Raw genomic sequence first — 25,266 nt, forward strand, 5'->3', positions numbered from 1 at the left:
TGGACGACGCCGGCGGGAGCGGAGGCTCAGTCCGCGGCGAGCGCCTCCACCGGGGAGGCCTTGAGCGCCGTGCGGGCCGGGGCCACCGAGGCGACCAGGCCGGCCGCCAGGGCGATCACCAGGACCAGCGCCACGTCGAGCCAGGGGACCGTGAGGGTGACGTCACCCATGATCCCCAGCGCCGCGGCCGAGCCGCCCCAGCCGTACACCAGCCCCAGCACGATGCCGAGCACCGCACCCACACCCGCGATGAGCAGGCCCTCGATCGCCAGCATCCCGCGCAGCTGGGCCTTCGACAGGCCGATCGCGCGCAGCGTCGCGGACTCCTTGCGCCGCTCGATCACGGACAGCGACAGGGTGTTCGCCACGCCGATGAGCGCGATGACCACCGCGACCGCCAGCAGGCCCAGGACGATCGCCAGCGCCGTGTCGATCACCTCGTCGTACATGGCGCGCTCGACCGCGATCCCCGTGACCTGGGCCGACTCGCCGGAGTCCGAGACGACGTCCTGGATGGTCGCGACGGTGCCGGCGGCATCCGCCGAGTCCGCGAGGGCCACGTACATCGCGGTGACCACCGTGGCCGCCTGCACCTGGGGCAGGTCGTCGGCAGCGAGGTAGTTGAGGTAGGGCTCCACCTCGTTCACCGCGACGGTGAACGTGGCCGTGCCGTCGGCACCGGCGAGCGTCAGCCGGTCGCCGTCGGCGAGCTCCAGCGACTCGGCGTTGGCATAGCCCATCAGAGCGGTGCCGGGCGCCAGGCCGTCGATGTGGTCGGGCGCGTTCAGCACCTCGCGGCCGGCGCCCGGGTCGAGTGCCGTGAAGTCCACCGAGACGGGCTCGCCGTCCGGGTCGACGATCTCCGGGACGCCCAGCGACACGTCGGTCAGGTCGGTGATCGCCGCGACGTCGGCCACGCCCGCGACGTCGGCACGCAGGCCGTCCGACAGCGCCGTCCTGGCGCCTTCCTCGTCGTAGGTTGAGCTCGACACCTCGACGTCCACCGGGAACTGCTCGTCGAGCGCCGACGTCAGCGAGGTCCGGGCGCTGGCCGCCCCCGTGGACATCATCGCCACGAGCGTCACACCGATGAGCAGGGCGGTGCTGGTCGTCGCCGTGCGCCGCGGGTTGCGCAAGGTGTTGGCGCTGGCGAGCCGCGCCGTCGGGCCCGAGGCCCCGACCAGCCGGCCGGCGAGCGCCGCGACCTTCGGCAGCCAGAAGACGGCACCGACCGCCACGCCGACGAACGACAGCGCACCGCCGGCGATCCCGGCCAGGAGACCGAACGTGGGCTCCTGCGCCACCGTGCCGAGCGCCGCGCCCAGGCCGAGCAGCGCGAAGCCGAGCACGGCGGCCAGCATCGACAGCACCAGGCGGACGCGGCCCGCCCGGCGCGAGGCGGAGGGGGCGTCGGCGGGACGCAGCGCCGCCAGCGGAGCGACCCGCGTCGCGACCCGGGCGGGGACGAGCGCCGCACCCACGGTCACGAGCGTGCCGACGAGCACGGGGACCACCACGACCTGCCAGGTCACGGTGATGCTGTCGGGCAGCGGCACCGGCAGGTCCATCGTGCCGGCGACCCAGAGGGCACCCTGCCCGAGCGCCGCGCCGAGCAGCACTCCGGCGACCGACGCGACAGCACCCAGGATCGCGGCCTCGGTGAGCACCCCGCGGCCCACCTGCCCCTTGTTCGCCCCGACGCACCGCAGCAGTGCCAGGGTGCGGGCACGCTGGGCGACCAGCACCTGGAAGGTGTTGGCGATGACCAGACCGGCCACGACGAGGGCGATCGCGGCGAAGGTCAGCACGAAGATGAGGAACATCAGGTCCTGGCCGCCGGTCAGGCTCGCTGCCACGGCGGCGGCCCGCTCGTCGGTCGGCACCACCCAGCGGGCGTCGTCGAGGTCGGTCGTGCCGCCCACCGCGGTGGCCAGCGCCCCCTGGACGGCGGCGACGTCGGCACCGGGCGAGACGGCGACCGCGACCTCCACGGCTCCCACCTCGCCGCCGTAGTCCTCGGCGCTCCACGACGCGACGGTGTCGGCGTCGACGACGGCGGCACCACCCGTCTGCGAGTACGCGCCGTACGGGTCGTCGAGGATCCCGACGACGACCGGTCGGACGGTCACCCGCTCCCAGCCGCCGTCCTCGGTGGGCACGTCGCGGTTCAGGTTGACGCGCTCGCCGGTCTCGACGCCGAGGCGCTCGGCGACGTCCTGCGGGAGCGCGATCTCGTCGGCCTGCGTGGGCATCGACCCGACCGTCGCGACCATCGGCATGAGCCGGTCGTCGGCGGTGGGGATGATGGTCTGGAAGACGGACCGCGACCCCGCGGACAGCTCGGCGTAGGTGCTGCTCATCGGGGCCACGGCGTCCACGCCGTCGATCGCGTCGAGGGCGGCGACGTCCGTGACCGGGTCCTCCTGGGTCGCGCCGACCACCAGGTCGGCGTCGGCGTACCGGGCGGCGATCGAGTCGTAGGTCGTGCGGGTGACGACGTCGCCCGCCAGCAGCGTCGCGGCGACGAACGCCGTGCCGATGACGATCGCGATGCCGGCGGCCGCGAGCCGGCCGGTGCTGCGGCGCATCTGCGCCAGGGTGATCCGCAGCATCAGGCACCCGCCTGCGCGTCGTCGGCCACGGGGCCCTCGAGGGACCGCAGCGCGTCGAGGCCGGCGAGGACGGCCTCGGGCGTGGGGTCGCTGATCTCGCCCGCGATGCGGCCGTCGGCGATGAGGACCACGCGGTCGGCGTAGGCGGCGGCGGCCGGGTCGTGCGTGACCATGATGATCGTGCGGCCCAGCTCGCGCACGGAGCGACGCAGGAAGCTGAGCACCTCGGCACCGGAGCGCGAGTCCAGGTTGCCGGTCGGTTCGTCGGCGAAGACGACCTCGGGCTGGGCGATGAGGGCGCGGGCGATGGCGACCCGCTGCTGCTGCCCGCCCGAGAGCTCGCTCGGGCGGTGCTCGAGCCGCTGCTCGAGGCCGAGGGTGCGCGCGAGCGTGTCGAACCACCCGGCGTCGGCCTTCGCGCCTGCGAGCTCGAGGGGCAGCGTGATGTTGTCGCGCGCGGAGAACATCGGCAGCAGGTTGAACTGCTGGAACACGAAGCCCACGCGGTCCCGGCGCAGGCGGGTGAGCGCCTTGTCGCCGAGGCCGGTGATCTCGGTGCTCCCGAGGAACGCCTGTCCGGCCGTCGCGCTGTCGAGCCCGGCCAGCAGGTGCATGAGCGTGGACTTGCCGGAGCCGGAGGGCCCCATGATCGCGGTGAACCGGCCCTCGGCGAAGTCGACGTCCACGCCGTCCAGGGCGCGCACCTGCGCCTCGCCGGAGCCGTAGGTCTTGGTGAGTCCACGCGCCCTGACGGCGAGCCGGTCGGTGCCGGGGGTGTCGGTGTCTGTGACGGGGACGAACACGGTGGTGTCCACGAGGTGTCTCCACGGGCTTGCTCCTGCGGCTCCCGGGACGGGAGCTCGATGACACCACCGACGCTACGGACCGGCCGGTGCGCCGTCGTCGGTCCCCGGGCTGGTCGTGGCGCCGCCCAGGTCATACCCAGGTATGACACCCACCCTGAGAGCTCCCTGAGGGGCACCCCGAGACCTGTCAGAACCTCGTGCCGGTGTACGAAGTCGTGGGTCTGACAGGTCCGGGGCCGCGTGAGCTGTCAGAACATGCCGGGGGAGTTCCGGGTCGTGGGTCTGACAGGTCGGGGCGGGGAGGCCACCCCCAGGGGGCCGACGGCGGCGCTCGTCCACAGCGGTCGTCCGGCCCCACGTCGCGGCCCGCCGAAAGGGAGCACCGTGCGTCGGCATGACAGGGACCGCGAAGGTGTACAGGGCCGTACCGGGCCTGATGGACGTGCTCCGGCGTCAGCACATGGTGCTGACCCGTGGACAGCTCGCCCGGCTGGGTGTGGGGCCGGACCACGTGGCGTGCCACCTGCGCGCCCTGCGCTGGCGAGCGCTCAGCGGCACCGTCCTGGTGACGCACCGGGGACCGCTCACCCGACCCGCGCGGAGGTGGGCGGCGGTCCTCGGGGCGCCGGCCGGCAGCGTGATCGGGGCGTGGACGGCCCTGGAGCTGCACCGCCTGCAGGGTTGGCACCGCGAACCCGTCCACCTCGTCGTGGACCGAGGATCGGCCCACGACCGGTACCGCTGGCTCGTCGTCCACGAGTCGCGCCGCCTGTGCGACGAGCACGTCACCACGCGGGACGGGCTGCCCGTGCACACCGTCGCCCGCGCCGCCGTCGACGCGGCCGCCTGGCAGCGGTCGTGGCGGACCGCCGCGGGCGTGATGGCCGCCGTCGTGCAGCAGCGGCTCACCTCGACGGACGACCTGTTCGGGGTGCTCGACGCCGTCGGCCAGGTCCGGCACCGGCGCACCATGCGACTGGCGCTCGCGGACATCGCCGGTGGTGCCGACTCGCTCGCCGAGATCGACCTCGCCCGGTTGTGCCGGGGCGCAGGTCTTCCGGAGCCGAGCCGCCAGTCCGTCCGGACGGACGCCCGGGGCCGCCGGCGGTTCCTCGACGTCGAGTGGCGGCTCGGCGGTGGGCGACGCTTCGTGGTCGAGGTGGACGGCGTCGGGCACCTGGAGCGCGACCGGTGGTACGACGACCTGCTGCGGGACGCCGAGATCGGTGCCGACGCGGCCACGGTCCGGATCCGGCTCCCGGCGATGGCGGCACGTCACGAGCCGGGACGCGTGGTGGCGATCGTCCGCCGTCACCTCGGCTGGTAGCCCGTCGACGTGTCAGAACCTGGTGGCGGTATGCACCTGCCAGGGTCTGACAACGGTGCGGACCCGCGAGTTGTCAGAACCTGGTCGCGGTGTGCGCCTGCCAGGGTCTGACAGCTGGGCGGTCTCAGGCTCGGGTCGAGGACTCCTCGACCTGCGGGTCGCCGTCGCGGCGGGGCCGGTACCTGGTCAGCACGAACACCGCGCCGGCCAGGAGCAGGCCCGCGACGACGACGGCCCACACGGACGCGGGCGCACCGAGCAGGTCCTCGATCAGGGCGCGGCTGCGGGACGTGGGGTCGGCCAGCACGACGGCGACGAACGCCGCGACGACGGCGATCACGACGCCCGTCACCACCCGTTCCCAGCGGGTGTCGAGGGAGGCGTTGTCCATCAGCCGGCGCCCGGCCCGCACGATGTGGCGGGCCCGCAGGAGCCGCAGCGCTCCGACGGCGCGCACGAGGCGCAGGAGCTGCGTGGGACCGACCGCGAGGATCACGGAGACCACGATGGCGAGCGTGACGATCACCAGCCACCGGTTCTTGCGCACCCACCGGCGCTTGTCGTCGGAGACGACGAAGAGCACGACGGTCTCGCCGAGGAGGACCGCGCCGGTCAGGAGGCTGACGGTGGTGCCGACCGTGGCGTACGGATCCTCCAGGAGCGTGAGCCACACGGCGGGGACCGACACGAGGGCCGCGACGAGCACGGGGACGGCGAACCGTCGCTGCCACCGGTCCTCGGCGTCCTCCGGCTCGGTCCCGGGGGAGGCGGGGACGTCAGCAACCACCGCCCCAGGGTAGGGGAGGCCGAGGGGAGAGGGGGCGAGCCCCGGTACTACGACCCGGGACGCACCAGGCCGGTCTCGTAGGCGGTGACCACGGCCTGCACCCGGTCGCGGGCGCCGAGCTTGGCCAGGACCCGGCCCACGTGCGTCTTGACCGTCGCCTCGGCGACGAACAGCTCGGCGGCGATCTCGGTGTTCGACTGCCCCCGCGCCATGAGGACCAGCACCTCGCGCTCGCGCTCGGTGAGCCCGCCGAGCGCCTGGTGCGCCGGGCCCGCCGCCGTCGTCGGCAGCGCGGTGACGAGGTGCTCCAGGAGCCGGCGCGTGGACGAGGGCGCGATGACGGCGTCGCCGCGGTGCACGGTCCGGATGGCGCCCAGCATCTCCTCGGGCGGGGCGTCCTTGAGCAGGAACCCGGAGGCCCCGGCCCGGATCGCCTCGAGGACGTACTCGTCGAGGTCGAAGGTGGTCAGCACGACGACGCGCGGTGCGTCCGGTCGGGCGGTCAGCCGCCCGGTCGCCGTGAGGCCGTCCATGGTGGGCATGCGCACGTCCATGAGCACGACGTCGACGGGGTGGTCGGCGAGGAGGCGCAGCGCCTGGGCCCCGTCCGACGCCTCGACCGCCACGGTGAGGTCCGGCTGGGAGTCGATGACCATCCGGAAGCCGGCCCGCACGAGCTGCTGGTCGTCGACGAGCGCGACCTTCACGACGTCGGTCATGCGGGCTCCTTGTCGTCAGGGGCGCCGGGGTGCACCGGCGGCACGGGGGACGCCGGACTTCCCGCGGCCGCGGAGGGGACCGCGGGGGCGGCGGCGGGCACCGGCATCGTGAACCGTACCCGCCAGCCGCCACCGGGGCGCGGACCTGCCGTCACCGAGCCGCCGAACATCGCCGCGCGCTCACGCATCCCGAGCAGCCCGAAGCCCGCCTCGCCGTCGCCGGCCGCCGCCCCGCGGCCGTCGTCGGCGACCTCCACCGTGACGGACTCGGCCTCCCAGCGCAGCACGACGGTCACCCGCGGGTCGGGTCCGGCGTGCTTGCGCACGTTGCTCAGCGCCTCCTGCGTGACGCGGTGCAGCGTCAGCCCGGCGCCGGGCGGCAGGCGTCGCGCGACGCCGACGCGCACCAGCGAGACGCGCGTGCCGGCGTCGCGCGCCTGCGCCACGAGGGTCGTCAGGTCGGCGTCGTCAGGCTGCGGGGCGAGGGGCGCGGTGCCCGACGACGTCGCCCGCCCGGGCGGCACCGTGGCGGCCGAGGCGTCGCCCGCCCGGGCCGCGCCGTCGGCGGAGGGCCTGCCGTCCGCGCGCCGTGCCCGCCCGGGTGCCGGGGGGTGCGTGCCGTGGCCCGTCGTCACCCCGCCGCCTTCCTGCCAGGGTGCTGAGGCGCCGGGGCCACCGTCGTCCTCCCGCAGGACGCCGAGCAGCCGGCGCATGTCGGCGAGCGCCGCCCGCCCGGTCTCGGAGATCACGTCGAGGGACCGCACGGCTGCCGCGGGGTCGTTCGTGGCGGCGTACCGGCCGCCGTCCGCCTGGGCGACGACGATCGACAGGGAGTGGGCGACGATGTCGTGCATCTCGCGCGCGATCCGTGCGCGCTCCGCGGCCGTGGCGATGCGGGCCTGCTGGTCGCGCTCGAGCTCGAGGCGTTCCGCGCGGTCGCGCAGGGCGTCGAGGGTGACCCGTCGTTGGCGGCGGACGAGGGCGAGCGCCCACACGGCGAGACCTAGGAGGGTGCAGAAGAGGCTGAGAGAGGCGAGCTGGGGGAGGAATGCCGTGCTCTGCTCCTGCACCGCCACGACCGGACCGATGAGGAACGAGCCCACGACGGTCGAGATGATGGCCGTCATGTGCGCCCAGCCCGGGCCGTAGACGGTGACGGCCCACAGCGCGGCGAGGACGGCGAAGTCGGCGGGGACGAGGAGGGGGTGGCCGACGAGCAGGTGCGCGAGGGCCACGGCGTACACGGCGACCGCCGACGCCACGGGCCGGGTGCGCCGCCAGGCCAGGGGAGCGACGGTGGCCAGGGACCAGGCGAGGACGGAGACCCCCCGGGTGTCCGAGCCGTCCCACGAGGAGGCCGTGCCGGCGACGAAGAGGCCGAAGAGCGCCGTGCCGGTGGCGTCCATGACGAACCGGTGGCGCTCGAACCACCCGGCGACTCGCGCTGACCAACCCATGGCTGTCAGGGTAGGCAGGTCGGCGGTGCTGCGCGTCCGCCCCCAGGGGGACGCGGGAGATCCTGACATGCCACCTGGGACTGACGAGATCGCCGTGTCGTGACGTGCCGGGACCAGGCACATTGCCGCTAGCATGAGGGAATGACCCACGTACTGCTGGCCGAGGACGACCCGGCGATTGCCGAGCCTTTGGCGCGGGCTCTCACACGTGAGGGTTACGACGTCGTCGTGCAAGGGACCGGTCAAGGAGCGATCGACAACGCCGGGGACGCGGACATCGTCGTCCTGGACCTCGGCCTGCCGGACATCGACGGCCTCGACGTCGCGCGGGAGATCCGCGGAAGGGGCCTCAGCACCCCGATCCTGGTGCTCACCGCCCGCGCCGACGAGGTGGACCTGGTGGTCGGTCTCGACGCCGGTGCCGACGACTACGTGACGAAGCCGTTCCGGCTCGCCGAGCTGCTCGCTCGCGTGCGGGCGCTGCTGCGTCGCACGCACGGCGAGACCGCGGACGACGAGGAGCTGCGCGCGCAGGACGTGCGCGTCGACGTCGCGGCCCACCGCGCGTTCCAGGGCGAGCGCGAGCTGCACCTGACCACCAAGGAGTTCGACCTGCTCAAGGTGCTCGTGGGCAACGCGGGCTCCGTCGTCGTGCGGGACACGCTCATGCGTGACGTGTGGGGCTCCGACCCCGTCGGGTCGACGAAGACGCTCGACATGCACGTCTCCTGGCTGCGTCGCAAGCTCGGCGACGACGCGAACGCACCGCGGTACGTCTCCACGGTCCGGGGCCTCGGCTTCCGGTTCGAGCTCGGCCAGCAGGCCTGACCTCCGGTGCGCCGTCGCGTCCTGCTGGCGACGATCTCGGCGGTCGCCGTCGCCGTCGTCCTGCTCGGCGTCCCCCTGGGCATCTTCGGCGCGCAGTACGTCATCGCCACCGAGGAGCGGCGGCTCTCCGACCGGCTCGACACGTTCGCGCGAACCGTCGACCGTGCGGTCGAGCGCGGCGAGAGCCCCACGGACGAGCAGCTCCAGCGCGCCGCCGAGGGGCGTGACGGCGACCTGCCCGCGCGCATCACGGTGAGCCTGCCCGACGGCGAGCAGCTCACCTACGGCGGCGAGCTGCGGGAGCCGACCCTCTTCCTCGCGGTGCAGACCACCGAGCGGGCGTCGGTGTCCTTCGAGGTGTCGGCCTGGGGCGCCTACATCAAGGCGGCCCAGATCGTCGCCCTCGTCGTCGTGGCGGGGGTCGTGGCGATCGCCGCGGGGGTCGCGATGGCGGTGTGGCAGGCGAACAGGCTCTCCGCGCCGCTGGTCTACCTGGCGGCCTCGGCGGAGCAGCTGGGGTCCGGTCAGGTCCGACCGAGCCTGGAACCCTCGGGGGTCGAGGAGATCGACCTCGTCGCGGCGGAGCTGGCTCGCAGCGCCGACCGGCTCGCCGGCCTGGCCGCCGAGCGGCAGTTCGCGCAGGACGCCTCCCACCAGCTCCGCACCCCGCTGACCGCCCTGACGATGCGGCTCGAGGAGATCATGCTGACCAGTGGCGAGGACGGCGTCGTCGAGGAGGCGAGGGTCTCGCTGGAGCAGGTGGAGCGGCTGGTCACGGTGGTCGACGACCTGCTCTCGACGTCCCGCCGGTCGACCGGGGGGACCACCGAGGCGGTCACGCTGCTCGACGTCGTGCACCAGCAGGAGGAGGAGTGGGCGGAGACGTTCCGCACGGCGGGCCGGGTGCTCGTGGTGGACGTCGCCCCGGAGCACCGCGTCCTGGCGACACCGGGCGCGCTGGCGCAGGTCATCGCCACCCTCCTGGAGAACTCGCTGAAGTACGGCGACGGCACCACGACGGTCCGGTCCAAGCCGTCCGGCCCCAAGGGGGCCGTGGCGCTGGAGGTGTCGGACGAGGGCCCGGGCGTCCCGGACGAGATCGCTCCCCGGATCTTCGAGCGGGGTGCGACGACGGGCGGCAGCACCGGGCTGGGGCTGGCGCTGGCACGGGACCTGGTGGCCGCGGACGGTGGGCGTCTCGAGCTCGCGCAGCGCCGGCCCCCGGTGTTCCGCATCTTCCTCGTGGGGGTGCCCCGGGCCCTCGACCCGAGCGTGGTCCTGCCGCCGGGGTCGACGATCTCGTCGCGCGGCCGCCGTCGTGGCTGGCTCCACCACCACGAAGGCTGAACCGGAGCGCAGTGCAGGTTCGGCCGGGCGAAGGTGCTGAAGGCCGACCCGCCCCCCTCGTTGTGGGTATGAGAACGACGAGTCTGGATGCGCGCGGACGGTAGATCTCCTACCCACAGCACGGGGTCAGTCGTCGCCGCGGAAGACGACGGCGCGGTACATCACATAGCGGAACGCGGTGCTCAGCACGAGCCCGACGCCGTTCGCGGCCACGTTGTCGGCGAGCGGCGAGTCGAGGCCCAGCACGTAGCGGGACACGGCCAGGCACCCGGCGGAGATCGCCAGCCCGCCGACGTTCACCGCCGCGAACTCCAGGAGCTCGCGTCCTCGGCGCCGGGTGCGCCGGGCGGCGAAGGTCCAGTAGCGGTTGCCGATCCAGGCGACGAGCGTCGCGACGGCCGCGGCGATGACCCGCACCGTGATCGGTTTGTGCGCCAGGACGTCGACCGGCCCGTGCAGCATGAGGTTGAACACGGCCAGGTCCACCACGAACGCCAGGGCGCCGACGGACCCGAACCGCAGGAGCTCGCCACGGCGGCCCCACGCACCGACGACCAGCCGGGTGGGCCACCGGACCGGGACGGCCGGGGCCGGAGGGCGAGACATGCGGGCCACCCTATCGGCCCGGCCGGTATCCTCGACGTCCGTGACATCCCCAGCCAGTGGCCGCGCCAGTGCCTCCGTCCCGCCCGTGGTCGCCGTCGTCGGCGGCGGCCAGCTCGCCCGCATGATGGCCCCGCCCGCTGCCGAGCTCGGCGTGCACCTGCGCGTGCTCGTCGAGGACCCGACGACGGCGGCCGCCCAGGTCGTCGTGGACGCCCCGGTGGGCGACGCGTCCGACGACGCCGCGATCCGTGCGCTGGTGGCCCCGGCGGACGGGCGCCCTGCGGCGGACGTCCTCACCTTCGAGCACGAGCACGTGCCGAACGCGCTGCTCACCGAGCTGGCCGACGCCGGCACGCCGGTGCGGCCGGGGCCGGCCGCCCTCGTGCAGGCGCAGGACAAGATCGTCATGCGCCGTCGGCTCACCGCGCTGGGGGCTCCGTGCCCCCGCTGGGCGGCGCTGCCCGCGGACCCGGACGCGGCCCGCGAGGCGCTGACGGAGTTCCTGCGTGCGGCGCCGGGCGGCGAGGCGGTGGTGAAGACCGCGCGCGGCGGTTACGACGGCAAGGGCGTGCGGGTGGTCGCCACGGCCGCCGAGGCGGACGACTGGGTCGCCGCGCACGTCGCCGGCGGCCCGGAGCTGCTCGTCGAGGACAAGGTGCCGTTCACCCGTGAGCTCGCCGTGCTGGTGGCGCGTCGCCCCTCCGGCGAGGTACGCACCTGGCCGGTGGTGGAGTCGGTCCAGCGCGACGGCGTGTGCGCCGAGGTGATCGCTCCGGCGCCCGCGCTCGATCCCGCGCTGGCCGAGCGGGCGCGCGCCGTGGCCGTCCGGGTCGCCGAGGGCCTCGACGTCACCGGCGTCCTCGCCGTCGAGATGTTCGAGGTCCCGGGCGGCGACGCCGGCCCGGAGGTGCTGGTCAACGAGCTCGCGATGCGCCCGCACAACTCCGGCCACTGGACCATCGACGGCGCGGTGACGAGCCAGTTCGAGCAGCACCTGCGGGCGGTGCTCGACCTGCCGCTCGGCGCCACGGAGCCGACGGCGCGCTGGACCGTCATGGCCAACGTGCTCGGTTCCACGCTCGGTCGGCTGACGGACGCGCTGCCGGAGCTCGGCGCGCGGTTCCCGGAGGCGCGCGTCAACCTGTACGGCAAGGGCATCCGCCCGGGCCGCAAGCTGGGCCACGTGAACGTGAGCGGTGACGACCTGGACGAGGTCCGCCGCCGGGCGCTGGCCGCGGCGGCGCTGCTGCGCGGCGAGAGGATCGAGGAGAACTGATGAGCGACAACGAGCCCGCCGTCGGGATCGTCATGGGGTCCGACTCCGACTGGCCGGTCATGCAGGCCGCGGCGGAGGCCCTCGACGAGCTGGGGGTCCCCAGCGAGGTGGACGTCGTGTCCGCGCACCGGATGCCGACGGAGATGATCGACTACGGCCGCGAGGCCGCGGACCGCGGGATCCGGGTGATCGTCGCCGGAGCCGGGGGAGCGGCGCACCTGCCGGGGATGCTCGCGGCGGTGACCCCGCTGCCCGTGATCGGCGTGCCGGTCCCCCTCAAGCACCTCGACGGGATGGACTCCCTGCTGTCGATCGTGCAGATGCCGGCCGGTGTGCCGGTCGCGACGGTCTCGATCGGTGGTGCCCGCAACGCCGGGCTGCTCGCCGCGCAGATCCTGGGCGCCGGCACCGACGCGGCGTCGCTGGCGCTGCGGGAACGCATGGTGGCGTTCCAGGCGGAGCTGCGCGACGTCGCGCACGCCAAGGGCGAGCGCCTGCGTGCGAGCCGGCGTGGCGCTGCGTCCACCGGCTTCACGACGAGGTAGCGCTCGACCTGCCGAGGTAGCGTTCGGTCGCGCGAGGTAGCGTTCGGTCGCGCGAGGTAGCGTTCGGTCGCGCGAGGTAGCGCTCGGTCGCGCGAGGTAGCGCTCGACCTGCCGAGCTAGCGCGAGCCCTCCGGGTGCGCTACCTCGCGGTCTCCTGCGCTACCTCGTGCCGTGGTGCGCTACCTCGCGGTCAGAGGCCGCCGACGGTCGAGCCGGGCTCCAGCTCGCCGTCGCGCACGTCGACCCAGAACTGGTCGGCGTCCTCGGAGAGGAGCACGGTCGAGCCGACGCCGTTGCCGGGGTTGTAGCCCGGGTCGGCGATCGGCGGGGTGCCCGTGACGCCGTCGGGGCCCGTCGCGGCCTTGAAGGCGAGGGCGAGCCTGCCGAGGTCGATGATCCCGGTGCTCTCGTCGACGACCAGGGCGTCCGTCCCGGCCCCGACGAGCTGCACCTGGTCGAGCGGGTTGGCGAGCACGCTCGGCTGCACCGCCGTGTCGGCGATGGCGGCGATCACCTGCTGCTGGCGCTCGGCGCGGCCGATGTCGCCCTGCGGGTCGGAGTAGCGCATCCGCGAGAACGCGAGCGCCGTCGCGCCGTCGGCCTGGTGGCACCCGGCCTCCCAGACCAGCTCGGACTTCGGGTCGTCCACGTCGTAGTCCAGGCACAGCTCGACACCGCCGACGGCGTCGACGATCTCCTCGAGGCTGCCGAAGCCGACCTCGGCGTAGTGGTCGACCGTGAGTCCGGTCAGCCCCTCGACCGTCTCGACCAGCAGGGGCGCGCCGCCCCAGGCGTAGGCGGCGTTGATCTTGCTCATGCCGTTGCCCGGGATCTCGGCGTAGGTGTCGCGAGGGATGGAGATCAGCGCGGCGGGGCCGCTCTGCGGCTTGTGCAGCACCATGATCGTGTCGGTGCGGGCACCGGAGGTCTCGTCGTCGACGCCGCCCGAGCCGCGGGCGTCGGACCCGGCGAGCAGGTAGGTCGTCCCGGCCGTGCCCTCGGCGTCGGAGAGGGCGTCGGTGTGCTGGATCTGGCCGTCGGCCCAGATGACCAGGCCGATCGGCCAGGCGAGGAGCAGGACCAGCACGAGCAGGAACGCCAGGCCGGCGACCCGGCCCTTGCGCACCCGGATGCCGCCGGACCCGCTGCCGGGTGCGGCCGTTGCGGCGCGACGACCCGAGGACCCGCCGGAGCCGCCCGCCCCGTGCGTGGCGGGCGGGGCGGCGCCGGACCGTTGCCGGGCGGGCATCACCCGGGTGCCGGAGTCGCCCGCCGGGGTTGGCGTCGCGGGCCGGGACGCCCGGGTGGTGCGGGAGCTGCCCACCGCGGGTGCGTAGGACTGCGGCGGGCGTGTCGGGGCGGCCGAGCGCCGCTGCGGCGGTGTCACGGGGATCTCCCGGGACGACTGGCGGCGCACCCGCGGCTCGCGGGGCTCCATCGGCACGGCGTCGTCGCGTCGCCCCACCCGGCCTCCCGGCCGGGGCTGGGCGGACGCGGGGCCGCCCACGGAGATGGCGTCACCCGTCTGCTGGGGCCGCGAGTCCCGGCCGCCGGTGGGCGTGAAGCTCGGTGGGATCCGTCGTTCGTCCGTCATGCGATCACCCGCAGACCGAGGTCACGTCGGCGCCGGTGAAGGCTTCCTCGCCGGCCTCACGGGTCTCGGCGGGCTCCGGCTCCTCCTCCGCGGACGCGTCGTCCTCGGCGGCGGAATTCTCGGTCTCGTCCGTGGCCGGCTTCTCGGTCTCGTCCTCGGCGGTCTCGTCCTCGGCGGCGGACTTCTCCTCGGAGGTCTTGTCCGCTCCGTCCTCGCCCGCGTCGTCGGCGCCGCTGCCGTCCTCGCTCGTCTCGTCCTCCGGCTCCTCGATCACGTCGCTGAGGGGACGGTCGTTCCTCAGGTTGTCGAAAACCGTCGTGGCCTCCTCGGTGAGGACCACGTTGTTCGGGTTCGACGGGTCGTACTGCCACGGGACCGTCATGAAGGCGATGTTGTCAGGTCGCACGTTGCGCGCGCTGTACGCGAGCCCGGCGAGTCCCTGCATCGAGCCCAGGTTGCTGCTCATCGTCAGCGAGCCGGTCACGGCTCCGAGGAACTGCAGGAGCTGCGGCGAGTCGGTTAGCAGGTTCTGGCCCAGCACCGTGCGGGCGAGGGCTGCCATGAGCTCCTGCTGGCGGCCGATGCGGCCGATGTCCGAGCCGTCGCCGAGACCTTCGCCGGTCCGGGCGCGGGCGTACTTCAGGGCGGTCTCGCCGTCGAGCGTCTGGACACCGGCCTCGAGCACCAGGTTGTCCGCCTTCTTGGAGGAGATGTCGTTCGGGATGCACATCTCGACGCCGCCGAGCGACTCGATCATGTTCTCGAACCCGGCGAAGTCCACGACGATGAACCCGTCCACGAACACGTCGGAGATCGTCTCGAACGTCTTCATCGTGCACAGCGCGCCCGACTCGACGTCGCCGCCGGTCATGACGCCCTGCGCGAAGGCGGCGTTGAACTTCACGCCGTACATCGGCGCGGTCTCGCCGCCGGAGGACGTCGGGCAGGCCGGCACGTCGATCGTGGTGTCACGGGGGATGGACATCAGCTCGACGCGCGAGCGGTCGGCCGAGAGGTGCATGACCATCGTGGTGTCGGACCGCGCGCCGGACACGCCGTCGCCGACGACGTCGGCGTTGTCACCGCCGCGGGAGTCCGAGCCCAGCAGCAGGATGTTCAGCGGTGAGCCGGCGGACGGGTCCTCGGGCGCGACCACCTCGGGACGGTCGGTCCCGAGTGCGGCGTCGGCGTCGACGGTCCGGATGTTGCCGGTGAGCGTGACGGCGGCCGTCGCGGCGCCGACGCCCGCGAAGGCGACGACCGCGGTCGCCACCATCCCGACCGCGCGGACCACCGAGTGCCGTCGCAGCGACCTCGCGTGCGCGGGCCCCCGGGACGGGGCCTGCCGCGGGGCGACGTGGCGGGCTGGCGTGTGGTTCACAAGAGGTGAGCATAGATGCCCCGACCGTCGGTCCTGGGGTCGCGCGGGTCCGATGAGGTAGAGGTCCTGTGAGGGTCAGAGCCGTGAACCGACGGGGAGCTGTTGCTTCGTGAGCTTGAGGATGACATGGACCCGGGGCGTCGTGCCGCCGTTGATCTGCCGGGCGCGCGCCTTCGACACGGGCCGGAGCATCCCGTCACGCAGGACGTAGAGCTGGCTCTTGTTGCGCACCTTGAGGACCACGACGTCGGGCTTGCCCTTGATCCGCGGGACCGCCTCCATGGGCAGCGTGCCCCAGCTCTGGGTCTTGGCGGACGACCGCAGGCGACCCGTGTCGTCGATCCACAGCAGTCCGCGGGTCGTCAGCAGGAACTGCCGGCCGTTCGAGCGCTTGATGACGCCCGTCGTCTTCGTGACCTTGGGGATGCGGGACACGCTCTCGCCGTCGAGCCGTCCGCGCTCGACGTACTTCAGCGGCGTGCGCTCACGCAGCGCGGAACCCAGGTACCCGTGCTTGCGACCCTTCACCACGAGCCGGTGGTTGCCGTTGCTCCGGTTCACCACGACCACCCCGGCGCGCACGATCGGGCTGCCGTAGCGCAGGTCCCTCAGGGCGTTCGCGTGCATGGTGACGACCTTGGTCTTCTTGTTCACCCGTTCGAGCGACCTCATGTCGAACGCTTCGCGCTTCTTGCCGTTGACGATCCGGTACAGCCGTCCGTCCGTCGTCTTGACGGTGCGTTGCAGTCGGCCTCCGGGCACGAGCGCCTTCCACTGCTCCCTGGTCACCTTCGTGGCCCGGTGGCAGCTGGCCCCGAACTCCTCGACCACGGAGCAGTAGGCGACGTGCTTGCGGCCCTTCTCGACCATCGCGAGGTTGCCGTTGGGGTTCTCGACGAACGTGCCGTCGGCGACCTTCGGCGCCTGGGACGCCGCGGCCCGGTCCTGCAGGGTGTCGGCCCGACGGCGGATCTCGCCCATCTTCGCGTAGAGGGTGCGCCCGGGGCAGGCGGTCGCGGCGACGTCCCGGTGCCCGAAGATGCGCTGCTCGCGGGTGCCGTTGATGGTGGTCGAGCCGGTGGCGGGCACGCCGTGCAGGGCGAGCTTCCAGGCGGCCACCTCGACGACGGCGGTCACGGCCGCGCTGGAGACGGTGGTCTTGTCGTAGTCGCCGAGCACGGAGATGCCGGTGGAGTTGGTGTTGTACCCCCGGGCGTGCCCGCCGATGGTCTGGCGGGTGATGCCCCCGGCCCGGCCCTCCCAGACACGGCCGAACTTGTCGACGACGAAGTTGTAGCCGATGTCGCCCCAGTCCCGGGCCTGGGCGTGGTAGGCGTAGATCCCGCGGATGATGCGCGGCACGTCGGACTTCGAGTAGCTGTTGGTGCCGGCGGTGTGGTGGATGGCCGCCCCGCGGATCGTTCCCTGGCGGGTCTTCCACGTCATGATCGACTCGTCGGCGCCCCAGGCCTTGCGCGAGGAGATCGTGGGCCGGTCCGGCACGGCGGCGGCCGCGACGGCGGTCCCCCCGGGCGAGGTGCCCTGGGGCGGGGTGGGCACGTCGTCGTCGGCGCTGGAGGTTCCCGGGTCGACGACGGTCAGCGTGAGGTCGCGGACCGGGGCGGAACCGGTGACGCGTGCCTGGACGCGGGCGACGTCGCCGACGACGACCGGTTCGGTCCCGTCGAGCGTCCCGTCGGGCGACGGCTCCGCGGAGACCTCCTCCCAGGCGTCCCAGCCGTCGTCGGCGTCGTCGGGGGCGTCCGGGTGCTCGCTGGTGCGCACCTCGACGACGAGGGCGTCCTCGGCGACGTCCCCGCTCCAGGTGACGCCCACGACGGCGAACCCGGTTGCGTCGGCGGTCGCGACCTGCGGCTCCACGGTGCCGGGGGTGACCAGCGGGGCGGCGTCCTCGGGCTCCTCGCCGTCAGCGTCCTCGGGAGCTTCCTCGTCGGCGTCGGCGTCGACGGTCGGCGACGGCTCCTGGACTCGCGCCGCGTCGCCCTCGGCCGGGGCGAACTCGGCCTCCTCGGCGTCGGGCGCGACGGGTCGGGCGGCACCGTCGGTCGGGTCGTCCGCCTCCTCGGGAGCCTCCTGGTCGGCGGCCACCCCCGCGGCGTCCTGCTGGACGGGAGCACCGGCGACCAGCGGATCGGCCTGGGCGCCCGGCGGGACGGCCAGGGCGAACGTCAGGAGCCCGGCGACGCCGGACGCGAGGACGGTACGGCTCCGAGAGAGGGTGGCGCGTGTCACACCGGGCACGCTACGGTCGCTCGAGCTGTTGCGCAGGGCGACAACGGGCGGATCAGGATCCAGGCGGCATGTCGGACCACGCGGCCCGCGCCGCGAGATTTCATCTCCGGGCCACCTCGGATTCGCCCCCGCCTCTCCCCGGCGGCGTCCGGCGTCCCTAGACTCGCGATCATGCGGATCTCGGTGATCGGGCTGGGCTATCTCGGCGCCGTCCACGCCGCGGCGCTCGCGGCGGCCGGCCACGACGTCGTGGGCGTCGACGTCGACGCCGAGAAGGTCGCGGCCCTGGCGCTCGGCAAGGCGCCGTTCTACGAGCCCGGGTTCGACGCGCTGCTGGCCGACGTCATGCGCGGCGGACGCCTCCGGGTGGGCACCGACGTGGGCGCGGTGGCCGGGTGCTCGGTGCACTTCGTGTGCGTGGGCACCCCGCAGTCGGCCGACTCGCCGGCCGCGGACCTGCGGTTCGTGGACGCGGCCGTGGCCTCCCTCCTGCCGCACCTGGCGCCGGGCGACGTCGTCGTGGGCAAGTCGACGGTCCCGGTCGGCACGGCGGAGCGGCTGGCCGCCGTCGTCACCGCCGCGGAGCCGCACGCCGTGCTCGCCTGGAACCCGGAGTTCCTCCGCGAGGGGCACGCGGTGGACGACACACTGCACCCGGACCGGATCGTCTACGGCGTGCCGACCGGCGAGGCGGGGGAGCGCGCCACGGCGCTGCTCGACGAGGTCTACGCGGGCCCGCTGGCCGAGGGCGTGCCCCGGATCCTGGCGGACTACCCGACGGCCGAGCTCGTGAAGGTCGCGGCGAACTCGTTCCTGGCCACGAAGATCTCGTTCATCAACGCGATGGCCGAGCTGTGCGAGGTCGCGGGCGGGGACGTGACGCAGCTCGCGGACGCGATCGGGCACGACGCGCGGATCGGACGGGCCTTCCTCAACGCCGGGCTCGGGTTCGGCGGGGGTTGCCTGCCCAAGGACATCCGGGCGTTCACCGCCCGTGCGGACGAGCTGGGTGCCGGGGAGGCGGTGGCCTTCCTGGGCGAGGTGGACCGCATCAACCACCGCCGTCGGGCGCGGATGGTGGAGCTGACGGCCGAGGTGCTCGGCGGGTCCGTGGCCGGCCGTCGCGTGGCGGTGCTGGGTGCCGCCTTCAAGCCGGAGAGCGACGACGTGCGCGACTCGCCGGCCCTCGACGTCGCCGCCCGGCTCGACGCCGCGGGTGCCGACGTCGTCGTCACCGACCCGCAGGCGGTCCCGACGGCGCGGGCTCGCGCACCGCAGCTGACGTGCACCGAGGACGTCGAGGTGGCGCTCGCGGGCGCCGACGTCGTCCTGGTGCTCACCGAGTGGCGGCAGTTCCGCTCGCTCGACCCGGTGCGGGCGGGCGAGCTCGTGGCCCACCGGACGGTGCTCGACGGCCGCAACGCCCTCGACCGGGCGGCGTGGGAGGCCGCCGGATGGCGCTACCGGGCGCTGGGCCGCGCCTGACGGGTCGCCGGTGCCGGCGGCGGCCGGCGGCTACGGACGGGTGATCTGCTCGGTGGCGGCCAGGCGCTCGAGGCGCGCCGGGTCGGCGGCGAGCTCCTGGGCGGTGGCCGCGGAGGTCAGGACGACGGAGCCGCCGCGCGTCCACACGTCGAGGGTCTCGCCGAGCACCGTGGCGACGTCGCGGTCGCCGCGGACGAGCGTGCGACCGCCGCCCGGTGCGCCGGCGCTGGTCCCGGCGTCACCGGCGGGCACGACGGGCAGCACGGTCAGCGACGGTGCGCGTCCGGCGACCGGGTCGAGGCCGATGGCGTCGCCGTAGGTCATGACGGCCGCGGCCGCGTCGATCGCGTCGGCCGGGAGATCGCCGTCGAACCGGCGGGCCAGCGCGGGCAGGGCGACCGCGACGAGCTCGGCGGTCGTGCCGGTCCAGGCCCCGGGCCGGGAGGTGACGACGACGTCGGCGGCGTCCTGCTCGCCGGGCGTCCCCGGCCCGCCCGGTTCCTCCAGGGTCACCTCCGCGCCGCAGCGCGCCGCCGCGAGCGACCACACGGTCTGGCGCCACCCGACGGGAAGGTCGACGACGACGGTGGTGCCCGGCCCGGCGTCGAACTCCTCGACGAGCAGGTTCACGGTCTTGGCGACCCAGTTGCCCAGGACGGCGCCGGACAGCTCGATGCGCTCGCCGTCGTCGCCGTACCAGGTCAGTGCGGGGCGCCCGCCGGTGGCCGTGAGGCGGTCGAGGAGGTCGGTGACGGTGGTGGGTGCGGTGCTCACGGGCCCCAGCCTACGAGCAGGGCCGTGACCAGGCCTCGCGTGCCCCCCGGCGGTGGAGAATCACCTCAACTCGACCTCAGACAGTTGTGAACACGCGGTGCAGTTTGGCGACTTAGCACATTTCGGCTTGACGACCCGGAAAGACACGCGTGTAATTCCAGGTATGCAGTTTCCGACAGAACGGCATGGAGGGGCACGCCATGTGGAACTTGCTCGACGGGGACGAGGTCTTCCCGTCTGACGTGACGAGCGAGCCGGACCGGGTCGCACCGGTCCTGCCGCTGTTCGGGCAGGAGGTCGTCGAGGACGACGAGACCCTGCTGGGGTGGCAGGAACGAGCGCTGTGCGCCCAGACCGACCCGGAGGCTTTCTTCCCCGAGAAGGGCGGGTCCACGCGCGAAGCCAAGAAGGTCTGCGCCTCCTGCGAGGTCCGGTCCGAGTGTCTGGACTACGCCCTCGAGAACGACGAGCGCTTCGGCATCTGGGGCGGGCTGTCGGAACGGGAGCGCCGCAAGCTCAAGCGGCGCGCCGTCTGACGGATATCCCACGCGGTCCGCCTCGTTCGCCGCATCATGGCGGACAGGATGACTGCTTCGCACCTGACCCAGGCACCCGCGCACGACGGGGACGCGCCGCCCGGCGCGGCCCCGGAGGTCGTGCCCTCCGTGAGCTGCGGCGCCCGGGTGGCCGTCACCGTCACGACGGTGGTCGTCACCCAGGGCCGGACGCCCTACCTGCAGGCGACGCTCGACGCCGTCGCCGCCCAGGACCGCGCGCCGGAGGACGTGGTGGTCGTCGACGTCGACACCACCCAGTCCACCGCGGGCCACACCGACCTGCGCATGGGTGGACGCCGGTTCGTCGGCGGCGCCGGCGCCCGCACCCTCGGCGAGGCCGTCGATCGCGCGCTGGCGATCGCCGACCTGCCGCCCACCACCTGGCTGTGGGTCCTGCACGACGACTCGCTCCCCGCGCCGGACGCCCTGGGGCGCCTGCTGCGAGCCGTGGAGCACTCCGCGGCGGTCGCCGTCGCCGGCTGCAAGCAGCGCCGGTGGCAGCCGGACGAGGACGGGCGTGCCTCCGTCCCGGACCCCGACCACCCCGGCCTCCTCGTCGAGGTCGGCTACACCGTCTCGCCGCTGGGCCGCCGCATGACCGGCGTCGACGACACCGAGATCGACCAGGGTCAGCACGACGCGCGCGAGGACGTGCTGGCCGTGGGGCTCGCCGGTGCGCTCGTGCGGCGCAGCGTGTGGAACGCCCTCGGCGGGACCGACCCCGAGGTCGGCCGGTTCGGCGACAGCCTGGACCTGTGCCGCCGCGCCCGGCTCGCCGGTCACCGCGTCGTCGTGGTGCCCGACGCCGTCGTCCACCACGTCCAGGCGTCGTTGCGCGGGGTGCGGGGCCACCGGGCGCACGGGGGGATCGAGTCCTCCGCGTACGCCCGGCGGCGCAGCCAGCTCTACGCGCGCCTGGTCGGGGTGCCGCTGGGCCTGCTGCCGCTGGCGGCGCTCGCGATGATCGTGTGGGCGCCGTTCGCGGCGGCCTACCGGCTGGCGCTCAAGCGCCCGGCCCGGGCCCGCGACGAGATCGTCGCCCCCCTCGTCACCGTCCTGCGGGTCGTGCCGCTGGTCCGGGGACGACGGCGGGCCGCCCGGACGCGTCGGCTCCCGCGCCGGGTCCTGCGGCCCCTGCAGGCGGGGTGGCGCCAGGTCGCTGCGGAGCGGCGCGACGCCCGGCTGGCCCGGGCGGAGGCCCACCGGACCGTCCGCCAACCGTCCGACCTCGAGCGGGCCGAGCTGCGTGCCCTCGCCCGGCGCCGCCGGACGGCGCTGGTGCTCGTGATGGTCGCCGTCGTCGCGGTCGGGGCAGCGGGCTTCGGTTCCTGGCAGGGGACGTTGGCCGACGGCGGCCGGATCGTCGGCGGGGCGCTGCTCCCGGCGCCCGCCGACCTCGGGCAGACGGCCTGGGCGGCGACGTCCGGCTGGGTGCGTGACGGCCTGGGCACCGGTGCGCCCGCGGACCCCGTGCTGCTGGTGGTCACCCTGCTGACGGCTCTCGCCGGCGGCAGCGCCCAGACCGCCGTGAACGCCCTGGTGGTCGCGGCCGTGCCGCTCGCGGCGCTCGGCGGCTGGTTCGGCGCCGGAGCCGTCACCCGCTCGGTGTGGGCGCGCGCGGCCGGCGCCCTCGTCTGGGCGGCAGCACCAGGGTTCGTGGAGAGCCTCGGCTCGGGGCGCGTCGGTGCGCTCGTGGCGCACCTGACGCTGCCGTGGGTCCTGGTCGCCGCCGCGCGGGCCGTCGGCGCGCAGGCCCGCGACCGGGTGCCCGGGCATCCCGTCGCGCGCGGGTCGCTCGGCGCCGCGGCGGCCGCCGGTCTGCTCCTGGCCGTGGCGGTCTGCGCCGCGCCCGTCCTGCTGCCGGTCGCGGTGGTCGCGGTCGTCGGCGGGACCGTCGTCGCCTGGCGCCAGTGGCGGCGGCTGGCGCTCGTGCTGCTGCCCGCCGTCGTCGTCCCCCTGCCGTTCTGGTGGCATGCCGTGGCGATCTGGTCCGACGGTGGCTGGCGGCTCCTCGTCGCCGAGCCGGGCGTCCCGGTGGCGACGCCGGCGCCGCACGGGCTCATGCTCCTGCTCGGGCAGCCGGCCGACCCGGCCCCGTGGCTGGCCGGCGTGGGACCGGCGGACGGGCCTGCCGGTCTGCTGCTGGCGGCGGGGCCGTGGCTGCTCGGGGCCGGTGTGCTCGTGCTCGCGACGGCCGGCCTGCTCGTGCGGCGCCGCGTCGTGGCGTCCCGGCTGGGCGTCGCGCTGGCGGTCCTGGGCCTCGTGGCGGCGCTGCTCGCCGCCGGGACGACGGTCGCGTCCGGTCGCGCCGCCGACGGGACGGCGACCGCCGTGCAGGGGTGGCCGGGTGCCGGCCTGTCGGTGCTGCTCCTCGGCCTCGGCGTCGCGGCCCTGGCCGCCACGCCGGAACCCGGCACCGGGCGCCTGCGGCCGATCGGCGCGGGAGTGCTCGCGGCCGTCGCGCTCCTCGTCCCGGCCGCCGGGCTGGCTGTGTGGTGGCACGACGACGCCCGGGGGGACGCCGTCGCGGACCTGCGCGCGACGGACGCCACCGTGGTGCCGGCCGTCGGGCAGCAGATGCAGGCGGCCCCCCGGGCGGCGCGCGTGCTCCAGCTCGACCGTGCCGACGGCGTCGTCGACTACACGGTGCTGCACGCGGACGGCTCCAGCCTGGTCGACTCCTCCGTCGTGGTGCGAGGCCGTGACGCCGGCCTGCTGCCGGGCCCCGCCCGCGACGACGTGGCGGCGCTCGACGAGCTCGTCGCCCAGGTCGCCGTCGGCCGGGCGCCCGACCTCGCCCCGCGTCTCGGTGCGCTGGGCGTCGGCGCGGTCCAGCTCCCGCGGGACGGCGACCCCGAGCTGGCCACCACGCTCGACCTCGTGCCCGGGCTGACCCGGGTCACCGAGGACGGGGTGCTGCTGTGGCGCGTCGACCTGGACGACGCGCCACCACCCGGCTGGGCGTCCGTGCTGGCCGGCCCGCCCGGCGACGGCACGAGCGGCGTGGCCGCGCGAACCCTCGCCGCGGACGGCACCCGGGTCTCCGACGACGTGACCGCGGGCGACGAGGACCGCCTGCTCGTGCTCGCGGAGACCTCCGGTCCCGGCTGGCGGGCCACGCTGGACGGCCACCGGCTCACCGCGGTGGAGGTGGACGGCCGCCAGGCGTTCGAGCTCGGCGAGTCTGCCGGGCACGTCGACGTCGCGTACGACGCGCCGTCCCGGCCGCCGTGGTTCCTCCTGGCGGGCTTCGTGCTCGTCGTGTACGTGCTGCTGGCGCTGCCCGTCGGGCGACGGAGGATCCGATGAGCCGCCTCGCGGGCGCCGCGCGTGCCGTCCGGGTCGCCGTCGCCACCCTCTCCGGCATCGCCGTGGTCGGCGTCCTCGGCGTGACCGCCGCCGTCGGGGACCAGTGGGTCGGCCGCTGGACGGGCGCCACCCGGGCGGCGGTGGACGCCGGCACCCGCGAGGTGCCCGTCGAGCCGGCCGAGCTGGTCTCCGCCTGCCCTGCTCCCGTCGCCCTGCCGGACGGTGCCGACGTCGGCGACGAGCAGTTCGAGGCGACGCCCGTGCGGACCACCTCGGCCCTGGCGGCGGCGGTCGTCGGTGCCGCCGAGCCGCCGCGCCTGACCGACCTGGACGGCGCGCGGGACAACACCCTGGTCGACGGGCCCGACGCCGCGACCGCCGCCGGGGCGGCCGGCCGGGTCCGGGTGCTGCACACCCAGCCCACGGCGGTCGACCCCCTGCGGTCCGCCGCGGCGCTCGCGTCCCTCACCACGGCGGGAGACCTGCGGGGGCTCGCGGCGGCCTCCTGCACCACGCCCCGCACCTCGCACTGGCTGGTCGGCGGGAGCAGCGAGGTCGGTTCCAGCGCGCTCCTCGCGGTGCAGAACCCCAGCTCGCGGCCGGCGTCGGTCGCCCTCGAGGTCTTCGGCCCCTCGGGGCCCGTCGCGGTCGGCGGCCAGGCCGCCTTCACCGTCGCGCCGGGGGAGCAGGTCGTCATCCGCCTGGACTCGCTCGCCCCCGAGCAGCGACGCCTCGCGGTGCACGTGCGGGCCTCCGGCGCCCGCGTGACCACCTCCCTGCAGAGCCAGGGGATCGACGGCCTGGTGCCCGCCGGGACCGACCTCGTGGAACCGGGGACGGCCCCCGCGGAGTCGTTCGCCGTCAGCGGCGTCGTCAGCCGGGGCGAAGCAACCGACGACGACCACGCCGCCACCATGTGGCTGCTGGCCCCGGAGAGCGACGGCACCGCGCAGGTGAGGGTGTTCGGCCCCGAGGGCCGGGTGACACTCCGCGGTGCCGAGCAGGTGGCGCTCACCGCCGGCGGCGTCGTCGGCGTCCCGCTCGGCGGTCTCGAGGCCGGGACCTACACCGTGGTGGTGGACGCGGACGTCTCCGTCACCGGGGCCGCGCGGTTCGCCGTCCCGGGTGAGCTGACCGACGACGACGTCGTCGAGGGCACGCCCTACGACGTCGCGTGGAGCGCCGGTCAGGCGATCGCCGCGCCGCAGGAGCCGACGTCGGGCCAGGTGGCGTTGCCGAGCGGTGCGGACGACGCGACCGTGGTGCTCACGGGAGTTCCCGCCGAGCGGGGGGCCGATCCCGCCGGCGACGAGCTGACCGCCACCGTCCGCGGTCTGGGCGCCGACGGCACGGTGGGTGACGCGCAGGAGGTCACCGTGCCGGTGGGCGGCACCGTCGAGGTCCCGGCGTCCGCCGTCGGGGCGACCTCCGCCGTCCTGGTCGATGCCGCCGCCGGCTCCGCCTCGGTCGCCTGGTCCGTCCGGCTCACCGCCGCCGACGCCGCCCGGACGCCCGGCGCCCTGGTCGCCACGCTCGACCCTGCGTCCACCGTCGTCGCGCCCGGCGGCGTCGCCGTGCGGCGCGTCGACGCCTGGTAAGCCGC

General features: G+C 74.9%; 19 protein-coding genes. 9 read left to right on the plus strand and 10 right to left on the minus strand.

Annotated elements, in window-relative coordinates:
• Positions 1 to 26 precede the first annotated feature (26 nt).
• Together AC3RJ8_RS04360 and AC3RJ8_RS04365 are read right to left on the minus strand one after the other, a co-directional pair.
• On the minus strand, positions 27 to 2,612 hold the full coding sequence (locus AC3RJ8_RS04360; protein WP_489714716.1) for an ABC transporter permease: 2,586 nt from the start codon (positions 2,610 to 2,612) through the stop codon (positions 27 to 29).
• Entirely contained in the window at positions 2,612 to 3,427 is an 816-nt protein-coding gene (locus AC3RJ8_RS04365; protein ID WP_489714717.1) for an ABC transporter ATP-binding protein, read from the minus strand. The genes AC3RJ8_RS04360 and AC3RJ8_RS04365 overlap by 1 nt, the downstream gene beginning before the upstream one ends.
• 385 nt (positions 3,428 to 3,812) lie before the next feature.
• Between AC3RJ8_RS04365 and AC3RJ8_RS04370 the strand changes: the two genes are divergently transcribed.
• Positions 3,813 to 4,745, plus strand: a complete 933-nt coding sequence (locus AC3RJ8_RS04370; RefSeq protein ID WP_489714718.1) for a hypothetical protein — start codon at positions 3,813 to 3,815, stop codon at positions 4,743 to 4,745.
• 124 nt (positions 4,746 to 4,869) lie between these two features.
• Here the strand turns inward: AC3RJ8_RS04370 and AC3RJ8_RS04375 are convergent, their stop codons facing one another.
• The 3 genes from AC3RJ8_RS04375 to AC3RJ8_RS04385 are packed head-to-tail and all read right to left on the minus strand — an operon-like array spanning position 4,870 to position 7,708.
• Complete coding sequence (locus AC3RJ8_RS04375) at positions 4,870 to 5,532, minus strand: hypothetical protein (protein ID WP_489714719.1); 663 nt, start codon at positions 5,530 to 5,532, stop codon at positions 4,870 to 4,872.
• Between the two features lie 47 nt (positions 5,533 to 5,579).
• On the minus strand, positions 5,580 to 6,251 hold the full coding sequence (locus AC3RJ8_RS04380) for a response regulator (RefSeq protein WP_489714720.1): 672 nt from the start codon (positions 6,249 to 6,251) through the stop codon (positions 5,580 to 5,582).
• Positions 6,248 to 7,708 carry a sensor histidine kinase gene (locus tag AC3RJ8_RS04385; protein ID WP_489714721.1) on the minus strand — a complete coding sequence of 487 codons (1,461 nt, stop codon included), beginning with the start codon at positions 7,706 to 7,708 and terminating at the stop codon, positions 6,248 to 6,250. Before AC3RJ8_RS04385 ends, AC3RJ8_RS04380 begins: the two co-directional genes overlap by 4 nt.
• 141 nt (positions 7,709 to 7,849) lie before the next feature.
• Between AC3RJ8_RS04385 and AC3RJ8_RS04390 the strand changes: the two genes are divergently transcribed.
• Together AC3RJ8_RS04390 and AC3RJ8_RS04395 are read left to right on the plus strand one after the other, a co-directional pair.
• Entirely contained in the window at positions 7,850 to 8,536 is a 687-nt protein-coding gene (locus tag AC3RJ8_RS04390; protein WP_489714722.1) for a response regulator transcription factor, read from the plus strand.
• 6 nt (positions 8,537 to 8,542) lie between these two features.
• Complete coding sequence (locus AC3RJ8_RS04395; RefSeq protein WP_489714723.1) at positions 8,543 to 9,883, plus strand: ATP-binding protein; 1,341 nt, start codon at positions 8,543 to 8,545, stop codon at positions 9,881 to 9,883.
• Between the two features lie 126 nt (positions 9,884 to 10,009).
• Here AC3RJ8_RS04395 and AC3RJ8_RS04400 read toward each other — a convergent pair whose 3' ends face one another.
• Entirely contained in the window at positions 10,010 to 10,489 is a 480-nt protein-coding gene (locus AC3RJ8_RS04400) for a GtrA family protein (RefSeq protein WP_489714724.1), read from the minus strand.
• 40 nt (positions 10,490 to 10,529) lie between these two features.
• Between AC3RJ8_RS04400 and AC3RJ8_RS04405 the strand changes: the two genes are divergently transcribed.
• Together AC3RJ8_RS04405 and purE are read left to right on the plus strand one after the other, a co-directional pair.
• Entirely contained in the window at positions 10,530 to 11,765 is a 1,236-nt protein-coding gene (locus AC3RJ8_RS04405) for a 5-(carboxyamino)imidazole ribonucleotide synthase (protein WP_489714725.1), read from the plus strand.
• On the plus strand, positions 11,765 to 12,310 hold the full coding sequence (gene purE / locus AC3RJ8_RS04410) for a 5-(carboxyamino)imidazole ribonucleotide mutase (protein WP_489714726.1): 546 nt from the start codon (positions 11,765 to 11,767) through the stop codon (positions 12,308 to 12,310). Before AC3RJ8_RS04405 ends, purE begins: the two co-directional genes overlap by 1 nt.
• Positions 12,311 to 12,500: 190 nt before the next feature.
• On the opposite strand, the gene AC3RJ8_RS04415 is transcribed toward purE, so the two are convergent.
• The 3 genes from AC3RJ8_RS04415 to AC3RJ8_RS04425 all read right to left on the minus strand — a co-directional run bounded on the left by AC3RJ8_RS04415 (position 12,501) and on the right by AC3RJ8_RS04425 (position 17,538).
• The gene (locus AC3RJ8_RS04415; protein ID WP_489714727.1) at positions 12,501 to 13,904 is read right to left on the minus strand and encodes an LCP family protein; all 1,404 of its coding nucleotides are present in this window, start codon (positions 13,902 to 13,904) and stop codon (positions 12,501 to 12,503) included.
• A gap of 4 nt (positions 13,905 to 13,908) precedes the next feature.
• On the minus strand, positions 13,909 to 15,285 hold the full coding sequence (locus AC3RJ8_RS04420; protein ID WP_489714728.1) for an LCP family protein: 1,377 nt from the start codon (positions 15,283 to 15,285) through the stop codon (positions 13,909 to 13,911).
• Positions 15,286 to 15,360: 75 nt separating this feature from the next.
• Positions 15,361 to 17,538, minus strand: coding sequence for an N-acetylmuramoyl-L-alanine amidase (locus tag AC3RJ8_RS04425; RefSeq protein WP_489714729.1), 2,178 nt, complete (start codon positions 17,536 to 17,538; stop codon positions 15,361 to 15,363).
• Positions 17,539 to 17,709: 171 nt separating this feature from the next.
• On the opposite strand from AC3RJ8_RS04425, the gene AC3RJ8_RS04430 reads away from it, so the two are divergent.
• On the plus strand, positions 17,710 to 19,023 hold the full coding sequence (locus tag AC3RJ8_RS04430; RefSeq protein WP_489714730.1) for a UDP-glucose dehydrogenase family protein: 1,314 nt from the start codon (positions 17,710 to 17,712) through the stop codon (positions 19,021 to 19,023).
• A 30-nt stretch (positions 19,024 to 19,053) separates the two neighbouring features.
• Here the strand turns inward: AC3RJ8_RS04430 and AC3RJ8_RS04435 are convergent, their stop codons facing one another.
• Positions 19,054 to 19,797: a TIGR03089 family protein gene (locus tag AC3RJ8_RS04435; RefSeq protein WP_489714731.1), complete on the minus strand. Its 744-nt coding sequence runs from the start codon at positions 19,795 to 19,797 to the stop codon at positions 19,054 to 19,056.
• A gap of 200 nt (positions 19,798 to 19,997) precedes the next feature.
• Here AC3RJ8_RS04435 and AC3RJ8_RS04440 point away from each other — a divergent pair, with 200 nt between their 5' ends.
• The 3 genes from AC3RJ8_RS04440 to AC3RJ8_RS04450 are packed head-to-tail and all read left to right on the plus strand — an operon-like array spanning position 19,998 to position 25,261.
• Positions 19,998 to 20,333, plus strand: a complete 336-nt coding sequence (locus AC3RJ8_RS04440; RefSeq protein WP_489714732.1) for a WhiB family transcriptional regulator — start codon at positions 19,998 to 20,000, stop codon at positions 20,331 to 20,333.
• A gap of 48 nt (positions 20,334 to 20,381) precedes the next feature.
• The gene (locus AC3RJ8_RS04445; RefSeq protein WP_489714733.1) at positions 20,382 to 23,663 is read left to right on the plus strand and encodes a glycosyltransferase; all 3,282 of its coding nucleotides are present in this window, start codon (positions 20,382 to 20,384) and stop codon (positions 23,661 to 23,663) included.
• Positions 23,660 to 25,261: a DUF5719 family protein gene (locus AC3RJ8_RS04450; protein WP_489714734.1), complete on the plus strand. Its 1,602-nt coding sequence runs from the start codon at positions 23,660 to 23,662 to the stop codon at positions 25,259 to 25,261. Before AC3RJ8_RS04445 ends, AC3RJ8_RS04450 begins: the two co-directional genes overlap by 4 nt.
• Positions 25,262 to 25,266: the final 5 nt, after the last annotated feature.

The organism is Isoptericola sp. MSGPD8_1_ISO-PGPR-S23-394, from assembly GCF_058072785.1.